Genomic DNA, 18,438 nt, shown 5'->3' on the forward strand with positions numbered 1-18,438 from the left:
CTATATAGAGAAATTTCACTTTCTTTACAGAAAAGTATTCTCTCAAAATTGCACAGTGAATTAATCTTCTTCCTTTGTCAGAAGCTTAGTTTCTTTCTTACGAAAGAAATGGTTCCTGCAGAAGAAGTATATCGCATTACTTTTAATTATATATTTAGGTCAAGCCCTCGACTTATTAGTATTAGTCAGCTGAACATGTTACCATGCTTACACCTCTAACCTATCAACCTGGTGGTCTTCCAGGAGTCTTACTAACATCGCACTTACGTGCGAGTTATGGGAAATCTCATCTCAGGGTGGGCTTCACGCTTAGATGCTTTCAGCGTTTATCCCTTCCAAACATAGCTACCCAGCGATGCCACTGGCGTGACAACTGGTGCACCAGAGGTTTGTCCATCCCGGTCCTCTCGTACTAAGGACAGCTCCCTTCAAATTTCCTACGCCCGCGACGGATAGGGACCGAACTGTCTCACGACGTTCTGAACCCAGCTCGCGTGCCGCTTTAATGGGCGAACAGCCCAACCCTTGGGACCTACTTCAGCCCCAGGATGCGACGAGCCGACATCGAGGTGCCAAACCTCCCCGTCGATGTGGACTCTTGGGGGAGATCAGCCTGTTATCCCCGAGGTAGCTTTTATCCGTTGAGCGATGGCCCTCCCACGAGGTACCACCGGATCACTAAGCCCGACTTTCGTCCCTGCTCCACTTGTAAGTGTCGCAGTCAGGCTCCCTTCTGCCTTTGCACTCTTCGCGCGATTTCCAACCGCGCTGAGGGAACCTTTGGGCGCCTCCGTTACTTTTTTGGAGGCGACCGCCCCAGTCAAACTGCCCACCTAACAATGTCCTGTGACCAGATTCATGGCCTCCAGTTAGAACCTCAGTACTGTCAGGGTGGTATCCCAAGGATGACTCCACACAGGCTGACGCCCATGTTTCTCAGTCTCCCACCTATCCTGTACAGACAATACCGAAATTCAATGCTAAGCTACAGTAAAGCTCTACGGGGTCTTTCCGTCCAATCGCGGGTAGCAAGCATCTTCACTTGCACTACAATTTCGCCGGATGTGTTGTTGAGACAGTGCCCAAATCATTACGCCATTCGTGCGGGTCGGAACTTACCCGACAAGGAATTTCGCTACCTTAGGACCGTTATAGTTACGGCCGCCGTTTACTGGGGCTTAAGTTCATACCTTCGCTTGCGCTAAGTAATCCCCTTAACCTTCCAGCACCGGGCAGGCGTCAGCCCCTATACATCAGCTTTCGCTTTAGCAGAGACCTGTGTTTTTGCTAAACAGTTGCTTGGGCCTATTCTCTGCGACCTACTTACGTAGGCACCCCTTCTCCCGAAGTTACGGGGTCAATTTGCCGAGTTCCTTAACAACAATTCTTCCGATGGTCTTAGGATTCTCTCCTCACCTACCTGTGTCGGTTTGCGGTACGGGCACCAATATCCTCGATAGAGACTTTTCTTGGCAGCGTGGAATCAGATACTTCAGGAATAAATTCCCTTCCCCATCACATCTCAGCGTTAAGAGCAAACGGATTTGCCTGTCTGCTCCGCCTAAATGCTTAGACACACATCCAATAGTGTGCACATCTTATCCTCCTGCGTCATCCCATTTCTAATAACGTCCATTGGTGGTATCGGAATATCAACCGATTGTCCATCACCTACGCCTTTCGGCCTCGGCTTAGGTCCCGACTAACCCTGAGAGGACGAGCCTTCCTCAGGAAACCTTAGGTTTTCGACCGTTAAGATTCTCACTTAACTCTCGCTACTCATGCCAACATTCTCACTTCTGTACCGTCCACCACTCCTTACGGTATGACTTCAGCCAGTACAGAAAGCTCCTCTACCGCGTACACAATTGTGTACACCCATAGCTTCGGTGGTAAGTTTTAGCCCCGGACATCTTCGGCGCAGGATCTCTTGACTAGTGAGCTATTACGCACTCTTTAAATGAGTGGCTGCTTCTGAGCCAACATCCTAGTTGTCTTAGAAATCCCACATCCTTTTCCACTTAACTTACACTTTGGGACCTTAGCTGATGGTCTGGGCTGTTTCCCTTTTGACTACGGATCTTATCATTCGCAGTCTGACTGCCGAAATAAAAGTATATGGCATTCGGAGTTTGATAGGGTTCAGTAACTGTTGTCAGCCCCTAGCCCATTCAGTGCTCTACCTCCATTACTCAATTAATCGACGCTAGCCCTAAAGCTATTTCGAGGAGAACCAGCTATCTCCGAGTTCGATTGGAATTTCTCCGCTATCCACAGCTCATCCCATGGTTTTTCAACACCAACGTGGTTCGGACCTCCACGGAATTTTACTTCCGCTTCATCCTGGCCATGGATAGGTCACCCGGTTTCGGGTCTACGACATGCAACTATGCGCCCTATTCAGACTTGGTTTCCCTTCGGCTCCGTACCTTAAGTACTTAACCTTGCTACATATCGTAACTCGTTGGCTCGTTCTACAAAAAGCACGCCGTCACACATATAAAGTGCTTCGACCGGTTGTAGGCACACGGTTTCAGGTTCTATTTCACTCCCCTTCCGGGGTTCTTTTCACCTTTCCCTCACGGTACTTCTTCACTATCGGTCACTAGGTAGTATTTAGCCTTGGGAGGTGGTCCTCCCAGCTTCCCACAAGGTTTCACGTGTCTCGTGGTACTCTGGATTAGATCTGACTGTTTTTCCTTTTCATTTACAGGCCTATTACCTTCTGCGGAGCAGCTTTCCAGCTATCTTCAATTAAGGAATTGCAGTATTTATGATCTATCCTCAACCCCCAGATCAAAGACCTGGGTTTGGGCTCTTTCCCTTTCGCTCGCCGCTACTTAGGAAATCGATGTTTCTTTCTCTTCCTCCGGGTACTTAGATGTTTCAGTTCCCCGGGTCTACCTCTGCATACCTATTTATTCAGTATGCAGTACATAGTTGTTACTATGTGGGTTCCCCCATTCGGAAATCTTTGGATCACAGGCTATTTGCGCCTACCCAAAGCTTATCGCAGCTTAACGCGTCCTTCTTCGGCTCCTAGTGCCAAGGCATTCGCCATGCGCCCTTTGTAGCTTGACCTTGATTCTGTCTATTTACATAGACGGTTATATTAATTTTGCGAAATTGTATTAAATTAATTTATAAACTACTTGCGTAGTTTTAATTTTTTTAAAACAACTTTTTTCACTGTGCAATTTTCAAAGAACATTTTAAGAAAAACTATTCATTATCTAACTCCTAAGAGTTAGATAAAATTAGTCTCTCAAAATTAAACAGAGAACTAGGTACGATTAATTACAATAGATATTTTTGAAGAACAAATTAATATTCTTCTATTGCATCGACCGAAGTCAATACATCTACTCCCTAGAAAGGAGGTGATCCAGCCGCAGGTTCTCCTACGGCTACCTTGTTACGACTTCACCCCAATCATCAATCCCACCTTCGGCCGCTGGCTCCTTACGGTTACCTCACGGACTTCGGGTGTTACCAACTCTCATGGTGTGACGGGCGGTGTGTACAAGGCCCGGGAACGTATTCACCGCGACATGCTGATTCGCGATTACTAGCAACTCCGGCTTCATGTAGGCGAGTTGCAGCCTACAATCCGAACTGGGATGAGTTTTTGAGTTTGGCTCCACCTTGCGGTCTTGCATCTCTTTGTACTCACCATTGTAGCACGTGTGTAGCCCTAGACATAAGGGGCATGATGATTTGACGTCATCCCCACCTTCCTCCCGGTTAACCCGGGCAGTCTCACTAGAGTGCTCAACTTAATGGTAGCAACTAATGATAAGGGTTGCGCTCGTTGCGGGACTTAACCCAACATCTCACGACACGAGCTGACGACAACCATGCACCACCTGTCACCCTGTCCCGAAGGACTTCGCCCATCTCTGGGTTATGCAGGGGATGTCAAGTCTAGGTAAGGTTCTTCGCGTTGCTTCGAATTAAACCACATGCTCCGCTGCTTGTGCGGGCCCCCGTCAATTCCTTTGAGTTTTAATCTTGCGATCGTACTCCCCAGGCGGAATACTTAATGTGTTAACGGCGGCACCGAGGTTCGACCCCCGACACCTAGTATTCATCGTTTACGGCGTGGACTACCAGGGTATCTAATCCTGTTTGCTCCCCACGCTTTCATGCCTCAGCGTCAGTTACAGTCCAGTAAGTCGCCTTCGCCACTGGTGTTCTTCCTAATCTCTACGCATTTCACCGCTACACTAGGAATTCCACTTACCTCTCCTGCACTCTAGACACCCAGTTTCAAATGCAGCACCCAAGTTAAGCTCGGGTATTTCACATCTGACTTAAATGTCCGCCTACGCATCCTTTACGCCCAGTAAATCCGGACAACGCTTGCCACCTACGTATTACCGCGGCTGCTGGCACGTAGTTAGCCGTGGCTTCCTCCTCTGGTACCGTCATTATCGTCCCAGAAGACAGAACTTTACAACCCGAAGGCCTTCATCATTCACGCGGCGTTGCTGCGTCAGGGTTTCCCCCATTGCGCAATATTCCCCACTGCTGCCTCCCGTAGGAGTCTGGACCGTGTCTCAGTTCCAATGTGGCCGATCACCCTCTCAGGTCGGCTACGCATCGTCGCCTTGGTGAGCCGTTACCTCACCAACTAGCTAATGCGCCGCGGGTCCATCTCAAAGTGGAATTTTCCGAAGAAAAATCCTTTGATGTTTCGATCATGCGACCAAAACATATTATGCGGTATTAATCTCCCTTTCGGGAGGCTATTCCCCTCTTTGAGGCAGGTTACCCACGTGTTACTCACCCGTCCGCCGCTAATCCACCCCGAAAGGTTTCATCGCTCGACTTGCATGTGTTAGGCACGCCGCCAGCGTTCGTCCTGAGCCAGGATCAAACTCTCAATTTAAAAGTTTACACTTTTTTAGTTGAAATGATTAATCTGCGACAACTGTTAAGTTGATTCGCAAGCTCATTACATACTTTTAGTCTTACGACTAAATTTTACTTTATACTAAAGTAATTAACTGGTTTAACGAAATATTATTTCGCTATCTTTACCTATTTCTCTGTTTAATTTTCAAAGACCAATTTGTTTCGTCATTATGTGACGACCTCTACTATTGTACTAGGTATTTCTTGTTTTGTCAACATTTTTTTATTATTATAAAAATGTGTTTTTAAAGTAATATTCAAATGTTAACTTATCAATTTTCACCTTTATCGTTACTCACTCATAGCGACAAGGAATATCTTATCATAGAATATTCTCTATAAAATTAAATTTAAAGCAATTAAAATAAACCAAGTTTCGCATTCTTGAATTTTTAAACTTTTTCTCTATATATCTTATATTGATACACCAGGATAGTTATTTTAATAATACTTACTAGTATTTAATAATTAAATATCTCATACAATAATTTCAACAATTATCACATATATTAAATGTTCTCCTTAACGGGCTATAAATATACCATTATAAAGTCTTTTATTTATAAAAGATTAAATTATCGCCTGCGGAGCTGCACTATTATAAAATTAACCTTACCCTAATTTTATAATTTATTAACAAATAACAAATAGAGTAATACCCCTTATAAGAGATATTACTCTATTTGTTATTTCTTATTTATATAAACCACCACTACTACGGTAACATCACATTAACATTCTAAAAATTATTAAAAATATTACTCCTGGTACTCCTAAAAATCCTGCAATTAGTGCCGTTACAGCATTTATTGGAATTACTATACCTACATACTTGCCTAGAAAATTAGCAAGCAGCAATAGTAAGACACCAAAAACACAATTCAATATTAATTTAACCAGTATTTTTAGTGGCCAAGAAAAGAGCTTGACTACAATTAACATCCCCACTATACCAATTAAAAAATATAATGCTATATCCATATCTCAATCCCCCTATGTAAATCTTTAATTTCCCTTTTTTTATTATGTTTCTAACTTACTTTAAATTTTTTTTATCTCTTCATGCTAGCACCAATCTCCTCGATCATGTAGCTAGCATCAATAGTTACACCCTTTCTTCTAGCTTCCAATAAAAAATATATGTATCTAGCTTTAGATTGATCTTCTCTATAAATTGCATAGTCTACAAGTCTAGGGTCATCTGCCACTTGAAAGTATTTTTTTGCAGTTTCCCACTCAAGTTTGGCTTCTTCTAATTGGATAATAATATCCTTTTGTTCCTGTGTATATTTTAAAGTTGAAAATAATATTTCAATTATTTTTTTTCTATTCATAATAAAAACCTCCCATTTTATATCTTCTCTAAATTCTTGACATAAAACAGGAGTAATATTCTATATTTCTTTTCTTCCTTCTAAAGCTTTAGAAAGGGTTACTTCATCTATATATTCTAAATCTCCACCAACGGGGATACCATGTGCAATCCTTGTGACTTTTGCGCCTAAAGGTTTTAATATTTTAGATATATACATAGCTGTAGCTTCCCCCTCTATGTTGGGATTCGTTGCTACTATTACTTCGCTAACTTCTCCATTAATCCTTCTTATCAGTTCTCTTAATTTTATATCTTCAGGGCCCCTTCCTGACATAGGCGATATTGTCCCATGAAGAACATGATAAACCCCATTAAATTCCCTTACTTTTTCCATAGTCATAATATCTTTTGGATCTTCAACTACACATATGGTGCTCTTATCCCTATTAGGGTTAGAACAAATTGCGCAAGGGTTTGTATCTGTAAAACTTCCGCATATAGAACAGTATTTTACGGTCCCTCTAGCTTCTACCAGTGCATGAGCAAACTCTTCTACTTCTTCCTTTGGAAGATTTAGAACAAATAAAGCCAGCCTCTGAGCTGTTTTTCGCCCTATACCAGGCAATTTGGCAAATTCTTCTATAAGTTTTTCTATTGCTACTGGATATAAATCCAATCTAGTCACCTCATAACAATGTAGTTTTTAAGCTACTGTTTATTAGAACATTCCTGGCATGTTCATTCCACCTGTTAATTTACCCATTTCATTACTTGATTCATCTTCTGCTTTCTTTAGAGCTTCATTACAAGCACTCATAATTAAATCTTCTAGCATTTCAATATCATCTGGATCTACTACTTCTGGTTTTATCTTCACTTCAACAAGTTGTCTCTTTCCGTTAGCTATCGCGGTTACCGCTCCACCGCCAACAGATGATTCAAATTTCTTGTCTCCTAAGTCTTTTTGCATATCTTCCATTTGTTTTTGAAATTTTTGAGCTTGCTTCATTAAACTATTCATATTTCCACCCATACCTGGAAATCCACCTTTTGCCATAATAGTTACCTCCTATATATTAGTTATTCAAGTTAATATTATAATATTTATCTCCTCTAGATTTGCAACTACTAAAATTTAATTTAAAAGTTTATAATCTAAAAGGAAACATATTGCTAATCCATTATAACTTTCTATATTATTATATACTAATACCTATAATAATTTCCATTAAATAAATAAATATTTTTTATTAATAATATGCATTTATTCTAGGATCCTAGACTTTATTCATCTAGTACTTCCACAAGATCTTCTCCAAATGTTTCTTTTAGTATATCCTCAGGTGATCTAGCCTGTATTTCATCAGATTCTATAGTATATTTTATTTTTACTGGTTCTTTTAGTGATTCAGAAAATATTTCTTCTATTATATTCCTATTATCCTCTTTCTCTAATCTAATTTTATTAAAGGCATATTGCTTTTCGTAACCTAGTTCTATTACACCTCCATCGCATGACACAATTTCTCCTGTCATTAAAGACGCATATATAACCATATGTCTTCGTGCTTTAAACATATCTAAAATATCCTTAAAAGATTTTTTTACAATGTCGACGGTTAAATTAGAGTTAGCATTATGCTTTTGTACTGGTCTTATTTCTGTTTTTTTATTTGTTTTACCTTTTAAGGGACTACTCTTTTCGGAAACTCTAGGAGTTACACTTTCACATGCTACAGTTATCTTTCCTTGTTTAATTATTTCCTCTAATTTGTTTATTCTAGATAATAGTACTTCTTTTGATGTGTCATACTCTATTTTGCACATTTTAATAACTGCAAGCTCTAAATAAATTCTATTTTGCTTACTCCATTTAGCTTGTTCCTGCGCATCTTGAAGTATCTTTATATTTCTCATAATCTCTTCTACTCTAATTTTAGCTGCTTGCCTTTTTAAAATATATATATTTTCACTGGACATATCTAAAATATCCTCTACATTTTCACTTACTTTAGCCATCAAAAGATTTCTCATATGAGTGGTCATATCTTTTACAAATACATATATATCCTTACCACTAATAACTATTTCATTTATGACCTTTATTGCCCCTTCAATATTCCTATCTATTACACTTTCCGAAAGTTTTATAAGACTCTCAGACGTTACAAGTCCTAACATATCTATAACATTATCATATTCTACCCTGCCGTCATTCATTGATATGGCTTGGTCTAGAACGCTTAGGGCGTCTCTCATTGCTCCATCAGAAATTCTTGATATTAATTTTAAACTATTATCGTCGACAAAAATGCCTTGCTGCTCAACAATTTTTCGAAGTCTTTCAAATATATCTGCACTTTTTATTCTTTTAAAGTCAAATCTCTGGCATCTTGATAGTATTGTTATTGGTAATTTTTGAGGATCAGTTGTGGCTAATATAAATATTATGTGGCTCGGCGGTTCCTCTAGTGTTTTTAAGAATGCATTAACTGCCCCTATGGATAACATATGAACCTCATCTATAATATAAACTTTATACCTAGCTTCCTGTGGTGGATACTGAACATCCTCAATTATATCGCGAATATTATCTACTCCATTGTGTGATGCTGCGTCTAGCTCAGTAACATCTATCGCTGTTCCTGCATTTATCTTCTTACACATTTCACATTCATTGCAAGGCTCTCCATGATCCGAATTTAAGCAATTAACCGCTTTCGCTAGTATCTTAGCTGTTGAAGTTTTTCCCGTTCCTCTTGTGCCACATAAAAGATATGCGTGAGCTATCCGCTCGCTATTTATTTGATTTTTTAAAGTTATAGTCACATGCTCCTGACCTACTACATCTTGAAAAGTTTTTGGTCTCCATTCTCTATATAAAGCTTTATACGCCACAAATTTCACCTCTTTTAAGTATGGTATTTGTTTTTATCGCAATTCCTTATTGATTTGTAAACTTAACTATTAAAATCCCGTATTCTCTTATTTAAATAATTATATCATTTAAATCAAAATATTAGTTTATATTTATATAAAAAATAAAATCATATTCCACATGACTAATTTATATTTAACAATTAATTTAAATTTTATTTATAATTCTCAAACAATCGAGTAGGAGCTAAATAATTAATTTATTTAGCGACCTCTCACACCACCGTGCATACCGTTCGGTACACGGCGGTTCAATAGAAATTAATGTTTTAATAAATATGTCTCAGATATAGAAACTAATCCTATATTTTTAAGGTATTTATTGGTCAATGTTTTGTTTAATATAGGGCTATTGGATGTTCTCCAATAGCCTTTCCTTGTATTTGCATATTGCAAAGCTTTATTGTTTGGTATTCCTAATTTAACAAGGTTCCCATATTTTGTTTTAATCTTTTTCCATTGTTTCCAAAAACACATTCTAATTCTTCGCCTTAACCATTCATCAAGTGTTTTAAGAATACTTTTAATGTCTGCAATAGCAAAATAATTTATCCATCCAACTATCACTTGCTTAAGTTTCATAAACCTATATTTCATGCTCATCGCATTACTTCTTGAAGTTAATTCTTTTAGCTTTGCTTTGAATTTGATTATAGGTTTTTGAGGAACTCTCATTCTGTATTCACCTTTTGCTCGGTAAAATGAAAATCCTAAAAATTTAAGTTTCCAAGGTCTATCTACTGTACTCTTTTCTTTATTCACTCTAAGCTTTAACTTTTCCTCAATAAATCTCGTAATACTCTTCATTACTCTATTTGCTGATTTCTCACTTTTGACGTATATATTCGCATCATCAGCATATCTACAAAAGTTTAGTCCTCGTTTTGTTAGTTCTACATCGAGTTCATGTAACATTACGTTACTTAATAATGGGGACAAAGGCCCGCCTTGAGGTGCTCCTTCTTCTGTATTCATAAATACCCCATTTATCATCACTCCACTTTGTAGATACTTTCGTATCAGAGAAATTACTCTACTATCTTTAATATCTTCCGATAGTATCCTTATTAATTTATCATGATTTATCGTATCAAAGTATTTAGAAAGGTCTATATTCACCGTCCATGTATGTCCAGCATTAATATATCCCCTACATTTTTCAACAGCTTGTTTTCCACTTCTTAAAGGTCTAAAACCGTAACTATTATCAGAAAATTTCTTTTCATATACTGGTATTAGAGTTTGTGATATCGCTTGTTGAATAACTCTATCTAATACAGTAGGTATTCCAAGTAGCCTAATTCCACCGTCAGGTTTTGGTATTTCTACCCTTCTTACGGCTAGAGGTCTATATCTACTTTCTAATAATGATTGCCTTAATTCTTGTCCATGCTCTTTTAGATAATGTAGAAGTTCATCTACTGTCAAACCATCAATCCCATGACTTCCTTTATTGGCTTTTACTCTTTTATATGCTTTATTCATATTATCTCTCGATAATATCTGCTCGAGTAAACCATTATCATATTCATTCACATCGTTTCTTCCTTCTTCTGACATAGAGGAAATACTATGCACTTCTACATTACCTTCGAGTTCCACTCTATTCTCTCGTAGAGAGCCTTCTTTATGAAGTTGTCTGCTTTTATCATATTTTCTCGTATCCTTCAAAATTCCAAAACCTCCTATTGTTCAGTCCTTCCCACGCTAACGCGTTTTGCATGGTACTATGACGTCTGCTGACTTCTGATAGTTCAGCCATACATCACTGTATGGGTTGTTATTTCTAAATTCATATCCACAACTTACCTATCAGATCTCCCCGGGTAAGAACGCAATCTTTCACTCCATCTATCTGCTACATTTACACCACTTGTTTCGAATAGTTTTGGGCTTCGTTTTGTATTGCAAACTTACCCACAAGCATATGCCTTATATGTAGTTTCTGTTCGTCAGACCGGAGTTTGGCCGCCAACTTCCTTCAGATTCCATCTCACGATGGACACCCTTGTCTTAAGCTATGCACTTGGCACTATTAACCCGTGCTAGGGACTTTCACCCATTAGATTGCGCCCATGCCGGGCGCACAATAAAAAAGATGCCTTTATAGGCATCTTATATTTTTTATGTAAACCGTACACCTCGCTTCGATATATAAACTATGCGCGTTACCTATACAGTTAGCTCAAACCAGGTTGCTCCACGGCACATGGAAGGTTTCACTTACCGCTGCTTCCTTCCGGATCTCACGGGGTTCATGAATTTCCATTGCGTGGGACCAAGTTCTCAACACCACTTATATAGGGCAGACCACACATTTTATAACCTATGCGAGGAATTCACCCCTGCTGTAGCGGATTGCAGGTTACAGGGCACCGCTAACTCCCCGGCTAGTACGGAAATATAAACTGGTGGAAAAAGAGGGATTCGAACCCTCGGTAGAGTCGCCCCTACACACGCTTTCCAGGCATGCTCCTTAAGCCACTCGGACATCTCTCCATAAATTGTTTTAATCTTTGTATACACATAAGTAGTGCAACATAAATAATTATACTATTAATAAATAGTAATTTCAATAGTTAATTGCTAAAATATTTTTCGAATTTTTTTCTAATCATTAATATTGTATTATCTTATATTTCTCAATCTACTTATATATATACATATTTAAATAATTATTTGTATAATTTATAATGATTATTATAAATTAGTGGCATGAATCCCTTCTCTTACAGTTTATAGCAAGAAATATAACCCATAAAGCAATTCCTACTAAGCTTATTAGCTGTGCTACCCTTAGATCTCCAAACATTAAACTATCAGTTCTTAATCCTTCTATAAAGAATCTTCCTAAGGAATATAATCCTATATAGCTAAAAAACACCGTTCCTCTCTTAAGTGTTTTTGTTAATAAATAAATCAGCAATAACCCTACCATAACATTCCATACTGATTCATAAAGAAACGTTGGGTGATAATAAACTCCTTCTATTAACATTCCATTTTGTATAAAATCCGGGAATTTGCTTATAAAGCCTTGAGTAACCGGCCCACCATGAGCTTCACTATTAAAGAAATTCCCCCATCTGCCTATAGCCTGTGCAATAATTATAGATGGTGCTGCTACATCTACAAATTCTAAAAGATTCTCTTTTTTATATCTTGTATATATTAACGCTGCTATCATACCAAATATAATCCCGCCATGGATAGCAAGCCCACCTTGACGTGTATTGAACACTTCTATTAAATTATCTTTATATTGATTAAATTCAAAAATAACATAATAAGCTCTAGCTCCAATAATCGCTATCGGGAAAGATATTAGTACAATATTTAGAAATTCATCATAATCAACATCTTTTAACTTACAAGTGTAATTTGCCAATATAATTCCAACCATCATTCCTATCGAAATAAGAATACCGTACCATCTAATTGTGAGTCCAAATATATTAAAAGCTATTGGTTCCATAAGTAACCTCTCCTTTTATATTAATATTTCGTCATTTGTTCATAAAACCACTAATACAGATAATAAAAAATCAAGTTTTAAATTGAACTTGACTCTCTATATAAGTCTCATAACAATTGTGTATGACTATGATAAAAAAGTAAAGATAAATATTTAAAATTTAAATAAATAGAGAACTCTATATTATAGAATTCTCTATTTATTTTAAAAACATCCTAGTACATGAGAATAAATAACAACTCATTATACTAACCCATTTTTTTCATATGCCGTGTTTTACTATTTTACATTTATGCTTTTTTCTATGAATTCTTCAACTTCTTCAGCTGTTGGCAAGTTAACAACTTGCTCCGCTAAACTTCTCATTTCGCCTTGAGATATATTTCTAATAATTCCTCTTGCTCTTAAAATAGATATAGGACTCATGCTAAATTCATCTAATCCCATTCCAATTAGAATAGGTACTAATTTAGGATTCCCTGCTACTTCGCCACACATACCAACCCATTTATTTTCTTTATGAGCATTATCTATAACCATTTTTACGAGCCTTAGTAAAGCTGGATGAAATGGAGTATATAAATGTGATATTTTTTCATTCATTCTATCTACCGCAGTTGTATATTGAATAAGATCATTAGTTCCTATACTAAAAAAGTCTACCTCTTTAGCTAATAAATCAGAGATAATCGCTGCTGCAGGTATCTCTATCATAATTCCAACTTCTAAATTTTCATTAAATGCTATATTTTCCTTTTGTAGATCATTTTTTACTCCTTGTAAAATACCCTTTGCTGCTCTTAATTCTTCAATACTAGAAATCATAGGAAACATTATTTTAATATTTCCAAAGGTACTAGCTCTTAATATAGCTCTTAATTGCGTTTTAAATATATCTACCTTATCTAAGCAAACTCTTATAGCTCTATATCCTAAGAACGGATTCATTTCCTTCGGTAACTTCAAATAATCTAATTCCTTATCTCCACCAACATCTAAAGTTCTAATAACCACAGGTTTATTTTGCATTTTTTCTGCAACTTCTTTGTATACTGCATATTGTTCTTCTTCAGTAGGTGCTGAATCCCTATCCATATATAAAAACTCAGATCTAAATAAGCCTACCCCTTCACAATCATTATTGATAACACTTTCTAAATCTTTTGGAGTTCCTATATTAGCAGCCAATTCTACTCTTACTCCATCTGTAGTTATGCTTTTTTTCCCTATTAGTAGGTTTAACTCTTCTTTATTTTTATTATATTCAGCTTTTTTCTCTTTATAAATATTAACTATTTTTTCTTCTGGATTAACATATATCAATCCCTCTTCGCCATCAAAAACAATTAAATCTCCATTTTTTACTTTCTTAGTTATATCTTTTACCGCTACTATAGCTGGTATTTCTAGCTTCCTTTTCACCTAATTTTTTCAATACGTTATTAAATATATTCTGAATTTCACTCTTACTATTTTCCATAGCAGTCTTAAATCTTTTAATTTCTTCTTCATAACTCCAAATCTCTTTCTTCTCTATAATCATTTTCTTTTCTTCTTTTAATATTACTTTTCCTATTACTATTCCAGGCGAAACTCCAATGCCTTTCATTAAATAACCTCCTAATAAGTTAAATTCACTCCTTATAGCAATCTTAAATACTTTACTATCTTAGGAGTGAATTTAACTTTATATATGATTTTTTTAAAGGTTTATAATTTCTTTTTCAATTACTATTCTTAATTCCTCTACAGCCTTAACTTCATCGTCTCCATTAGCAACAATTTTGAGTTTATCGCCTTTTGTAGCTGCCATGCTTAATATATTTATTATACTTTTTGCATTATACTTTTCTTCATCCTTAATTAAAGTTATATGTGAAGTAAACTTTGATGCTTTTTTAGCAACAATGCTCGCTGGTCTAGCATGCAACCCTTGCTCGTTCATCAACACAATTTCAACTTCGTACATAAAAACATCCCCTTTTTAATTTTTATTTTACTTATTTTTATAATTTACACGCTACCCTATATCCCATATAAATACAATGATTTAATCCATTAATACTTTGAATTATTTAACAGCATCCTTCTTTAATAAAAAAATCATAAGAGCTGTTACCATTGTACCAACTACTATGGATACTATATATCCACCTAGATTAGAAACTGCATTAGGAATAAATAATACGAATATTCCACCATGAGGAACTGCTAACCCTGCTTTAAATAGCATAGATAGTAATCCAGTAGTTGCTGAACCCACCATTAATGACGGTATCATTTTAAATGGGTCTGCTGCAGCAAATGGTATCGCACCCTCTGTTATAAATGCAGCCCCTAGTGCCCAAGCAGCTTTCCCCGCTTCTCTTTCTTGTAATGTGAATTTTCTTTTTGCTATAACTGTTGCAAGAGCTATTCCTAGCGGAGGAGTCATCCCTGCCGCCATTACTGCTGCCATTACCATAGAAGTTTGGCCCGCAACTATAGTTCCTGCTCCAAAAGCATAAGCGGCCTTATTAATTGGTCCACCCATATCAATAGCCATCATTAAGCCAATAATAATTCCGAGTAAAGCTGAGTTTGCTCCACTTAAATTACTTAACCAACTAGCCATTCCGGTATTTATTATACCTACAGGTTTTCCTATAACATATATCATTACAAGTCCTACTACCAATGAAGATAAAACCGGTAATACTAAAACCGGCATTAAGCCCGCTAATGATTTTGGTAGTTTTATTGTTTTCTTTAAGAAAACAATAGTATAACCCGCTAGGAAACCTGCTATAATCCCCCCTAAAAAGCCTGCACCTGAAGATAGTGCAATCATACCGCCAACCATACCTGGTACAAGACCTGGTCTATCCGCTATTGAGAACGCTATAAACCCTGCCAATATTGGAATCATAAGTGCCATGGCTGAATCTCCACCAATTTGCATTAAAGCTGCTGCAATACTACCTTCTTCTTTAAACGCTAGTATTCCAAAAGCAAATGAAATTGCAATTAGAATTCCCCCCGCTACTACGAAAGGAATCATATAAGAAACCCCTGTCATAAGGTGCTTATAAGGACCTTTTTTCTCAGTAGTTTTTTCTTCTTTAATATCACTGACTTTTTCTGAATCTTTTTTATTTTCTACTTTTATATCTATCGCTCTTTGTATAAGCCCCTTTGGGTCTTTAATTGCATCTTTTACCCCAACTTCAATTATACTTTTCCCTGAAAAACGTTCCTTTGAAACGTTAGTATCTGCTGCAATTATTACTACTCTAGCTTCCTTTATATCTTCCTGCGTCAACTGGTCTTCTGCACCTACCGAGCCTTGAGTTTCCACCTTAATCTCTATGCCCATTTCCTCTCCTGCCATTTTTAGAGCTTCAGCCGCCATATAGGTGTGCGCTATTCCTGTTGGACACGAAGTTATAGCTACATATTTCATGAACTCTCCTCCTTTTAAATTGTTGGCTAATGTTTATTTTTCTAGTAAAGTAATTATTTCTTCAGGGCTACTAGCGTTCATCAAACTATCTCTTAATTCTTTATGCATCAATTTTCTAGAAATTTGGCTTAATATCTTTAAATGCTCATTACTTGATTCTTCTGGTACAGCTATTAAAAAGAATACATGAGCTAGCTCATCATCCATAGACTTATAGTCAATGCCGCCTGTGCTTCGTCCAAATACCAATGCCGGCTCTTTAACTCCACTACTTTTACCATGGGGAATTGCTATTCCCATACCTATACCTGTTGAAAATTCTTTTTCTCTATCTATTACAGCTTGTAGATATTTATCTTTATCTAGTAACTTACCATTTTCATCTAAAATTTTTACCATCTCATTTATTACAGCCTCTTTTGTTTTACTAGTAAGTTCAAGTTTAATTAGATTAACACTTAATAATTCAGTTATATTCATTAATAATCATCCTTTCTATAGGTAATTTATAGTTACTTGCTTTTTTAGTTTCTCTATGTCAGCAAATCTTCCTGTTTGTGTTCCCTCAGTCATTACATTAGCTGTACTTGTTGCACATGCTAGCTTTATAGTTTCTTCAAAGCTATAATTATTCTCAATTGCTACAGCCATTGCTGCGACCATAGAATCTCCAGCCCCTACTGTACTTTTAACTTCTACCTTTAAACCATTTACTTTTGCAACTTTATCACGACTTATGAATATAGATCCTTCTGAGCCTTTCGAGATCACTACATATTTTACTCCATACTCTAATATTTTTTTAGCAGTTTCAATAATTTCATCTTCGCTATTAATGCTGACACCAAAAGCTTTTTCAAGTTCATCAATATTTGGCTTTACCATATATGGACCAGCTTTAATTCCCTGCATTAACACATCGCCATCTGCGTCCAATATAACCTTGCCACCCTTGCTTTTTATATCTTTAATTATTTCACCGTATATATCACCGCGCACTCCACTTGGAACGCTACCTGAAAGAACTACTAGAAAATTTCCCTGGCAATATCCCACGATTTTCTGTTTTACATTAGTAATATCTTCTTCTACTAAACTAGGACCACTTTCGTTTATATCTGTATGTGTATTATTAATCTTATCAAAAATCTTTAAATTAGTCCTAGTTTCACCTTTAACAGATAAAAATTCATTTTTAATATTTAAATCATCTAAATAATCTTTTATTTGATTTCCACTGTTCCCACCTAAAAAACCTAAAGCTAAGCTTTTATGTTGTAATTCCTTAATAACTTTAGATACATTGATACCTTTACCTCCAGCATCAATTCTTGTAGACACAATTCTATTAACACTACCAATTTTAAATTCATCTATTTCAATAGTTTTGTCTATTGCTGGGTTTAGAGTCACTGTTATTATCATTTTTTCACCGCCATTTATTTTGCTGTCATAATTTGTACACCTTTTTCTTCAAACTTTTCTAATAATTCATTATCTAATTGATTATCCGTTATTATTATATCAACACTATCTAAATCAACGATTTTGGCAAAATAAACTGTACCAAATTTAGTATGGTCACATAATAATATAGTTTGCTTTGCAATTTTTATCATTTCTTGTTTTGTGCTCGCTTCAATAATATTGGGAGTAGTTAGCCCATTAATAATGCATACACCATTAGACCCCATAAATGCTTTATCTACTCTGAAATTTTTAAGTGTATTATCTGATACTGGTCCTACCATAGCTCTCGTTTCCCATCGCAATGTACCTCCAGTAACAATCACCTCTACATCTCGCTTTTTAGAAAGTTCATAGGCTACATCTACAGAATTTGTTAAAACCGTTATATCTTTAGCTGTTATATACTTAGCAATACTAAGAGTAGTCGTCCCTGCATCTATTGCTATTGTATCTCCATCTACTATCATTGATGCAGCAATCTTTCCAACAGATTCTTTTTCATCATAAAACTTATCTACTTTTTCTGAAAAAGTGGGTTCAAATTTAGTATTGCGGTTTAGTATAGCCCCCCCATGTACTCTTTTTATAAGTTCATCTTCTTCCAATTCTTGAAGATCACGTCTAATTGTAACTTCTGACACTTCATATAGCTGCGATAAATCGCATACTTTTACTTTTCCATACTTATTTAAACTATCTAATATTTTTGATTTTCTTTCTTCAGCAAACATAATTTCAATCTTCCTTTTATCATATTTGGGATAACAATGTACGTTTGTATTCGTATTTGTTTCATTTGCTTTCGCTTGTGTTCATTTTAATATATTATGATAACGTTGTCAAGCTATATAAACTATTTTAAATTTAAATTTTATAATTCTA

Annotated in this window: 13 protein-coding genes, 1 tRNA gene, 2 rRNA genes, 1 other RNA gene and 1 pseudogene; all 18 read right to left on the bottom strand. The window is 36.4% G+C overall.

The window, feature by feature from the left end:
- Positions 1-155: 155 nt before the first annotated feature.
- Positions 156-3,081, bottom strand: a 23S ribosomal RNA gene (locus KTC94_RS10920).
- A 292-nt stretch (positions 3,082-3,373) separates the two neighbouring features.
- Positions 3,374-4,891, bottom strand: a 16S ribosomal RNA gene (locus KTC94_RS10925).
- The 16S and 23S rRNA genes sit together here, the layout of an rRNA operon.
- A 752-nt stretch (positions 4,892-5,643) precedes the next feature.
- Positions 5,644-5,898, bottom strand: a complete 255-nt coding sequence (locus KTC94_RS10930) for a pro-sigmaK processing inhibitor BofA family protein (RefSeq protein ID WP_216304595.1) — start codon at positions 5,896-5,898, stop codon at positions 5,644-5,646.
- Positions 5,899-5,969: 71 nt separating this feature from the next.
- Positions 5,970-6,251 (bottom strand): DUF2508 family protein, encoded by a 282-nt coding sequence (locus KTC94_RS10935; RefSeq protein WP_216304594.1) that lies wholly within the window; start codon positions 6,249-6,251, stop codon positions 5,970-5,972.
- Between the two features lie 60 nt (positions 6,252-6,311).
- Complete coding sequence (recR, locus tag KTC94_RS10940; protein WP_165414975.1) at positions 6,312-6,908, bottom strand: recombination mediator RecR; 597 nt, start codon at positions 6,906-6,908, stop codon at positions 6,312-6,314.
- Between the two features lie 42 nt (positions 6,909-6,950).
- On the bottom strand, positions 6,951-7,289 hold the full coding sequence (locus KTC94_RS10945; protein WP_165414974.1) for a YbaB/EbfC family nucleoid-associated protein: 339 nt from the start codon (positions 7,287-7,289) through the stop codon (positions 6,951-6,953).
- A gap of 227 nt (positions 7,290-7,516) precedes the next feature.
- Entirely contained in the window at positions 7,517-9,130 is a 1,614-nt protein-coding gene (gene dnaX, locus KTC94_RS10950) for a DNA polymerase III subunit gamma/tau (RefSeq protein WP_220320577.1), read from the bottom strand.
- A 300-nt stretch (positions 9,131-9,430) separates the two neighbouring features.
- Positions 9,431-10,840 (bottom strand): group II intron reverse transcriptase/maturase, encoded by a 1,410-nt coding sequence (ltrA, locus tag KTC94_RS10955; RefSeq protein WP_258280593.1) that lies wholly within the window; start codon positions 10,838-10,840, stop codon positions 9,431-9,433.
- Positions 10,841-11,302: 462 nt separating this feature from the next.
- Positions 11,303-11,568, bottom strand: an RNA gene (gene ffs / locus KTC94_RS10960) — signal recognition particle sRNA large type.
- A gap of 10 nt (positions 11,569-11,578) precedes the next feature.
- Positions 11,579-11,668 (bottom strand) — tRNA-Ser (locus KTC94_RS10965).
- Positions 11,669-11,876: 208 nt separating this feature from the next.
- Complete coding sequence (lgt, locus tag KTC94_RS10970; protein WP_220287557.1) at positions 11,877-12,644, bottom strand: prolipoprotein diacylglyceryl transferase; 768 nt, start codon at positions 12,642-12,644, stop codon at positions 11,877-11,879.
- Between the two features lie 279 nt (positions 12,645-12,923).
- A pseudogene (gene ptsP, locus KTC94_RS10975) lies at positions 12,924-14,060 on the bottom strand (phosphoenolpyruvate--protein phosphotransferase); the annotation flags it as partial.
- Positions 14,014-14,253, bottom strand: a complete 240-nt coding sequence (locus tag KTC94_RS17775) for a phosphoenolpyruvate-utilizing N-terminal domain-containing protein (protein WP_369811876.1) — start codon at positions 14,251-14,253, stop codon at positions 14,014-14,016. The pseudogene ptsP and the gene KTC94_RS17775, both read right to left, overlap by 47 nt.
- 93 nt (positions 14,254-14,346) lie before the next feature.
- Positions 14,347-14,613, bottom strand: coding sequence for an HPr family phosphocarrier protein (locus KTC94_RS10980; protein ID WP_165414899.1), 267 nt, complete (start codon positions 14,611-14,613; stop codon positions 14,347-14,349).
- Positions 14,614-14,715: 102 nt separating this feature from the next.
- Positions 14,716-16,086, bottom strand: a complete 1,371-nt coding sequence (locus tag KTC94_RS10985) for a PTS fructose transporter subunit IIC (protein WP_258876463.1) — start codon at positions 16,084-16,086, stop codon at positions 14,716-14,718.
- A 33-nt stretch (positions 16,087-16,119) separates the two neighbouring features.
- Positions 16,120-16,566, bottom strand: a complete 447-nt coding sequence (locus KTC94_RS10990) for a PTS sugar transporter subunit IIA (RefSeq protein ID WP_165414897.1) — start codon at positions 16,564-16,566, stop codon at positions 16,120-16,122.
- Positions 16,567-16,581: 15 nt separating this feature from the next.
- Complete coding sequence (gene pfkB / locus KTC94_RS10995) at positions 16,582-17,511, bottom strand: 1-phosphofructokinase (RefSeq protein WP_216304569.1); 930 nt, start codon at positions 17,509-17,511, stop codon at positions 16,582-16,584.
- A 14-nt stretch (positions 17,512-17,525) separates the two neighbouring features.
- Positions 17,526-18,287: a DeoR/GlpR family DNA-binding transcription regulator gene (locus KTC94_RS11000; protein WP_216304568.1), complete on the bottom strand. Its 762-nt coding sequence runs from the start codon at positions 18,285-18,287 to the stop codon at positions 17,526-17,528.
- Positions 18,288-18,438: the final 151 nt, after the last annotated feature.

This window comes from Clostridium sp. CM028 (assembly GCF_030585565.1).
GTDB lineage: Bacteria > Bacillota > Clostridia > Clostridiales > Clostridiaceae > Clostridium_AD > Clostridium_AD estertheticum_B.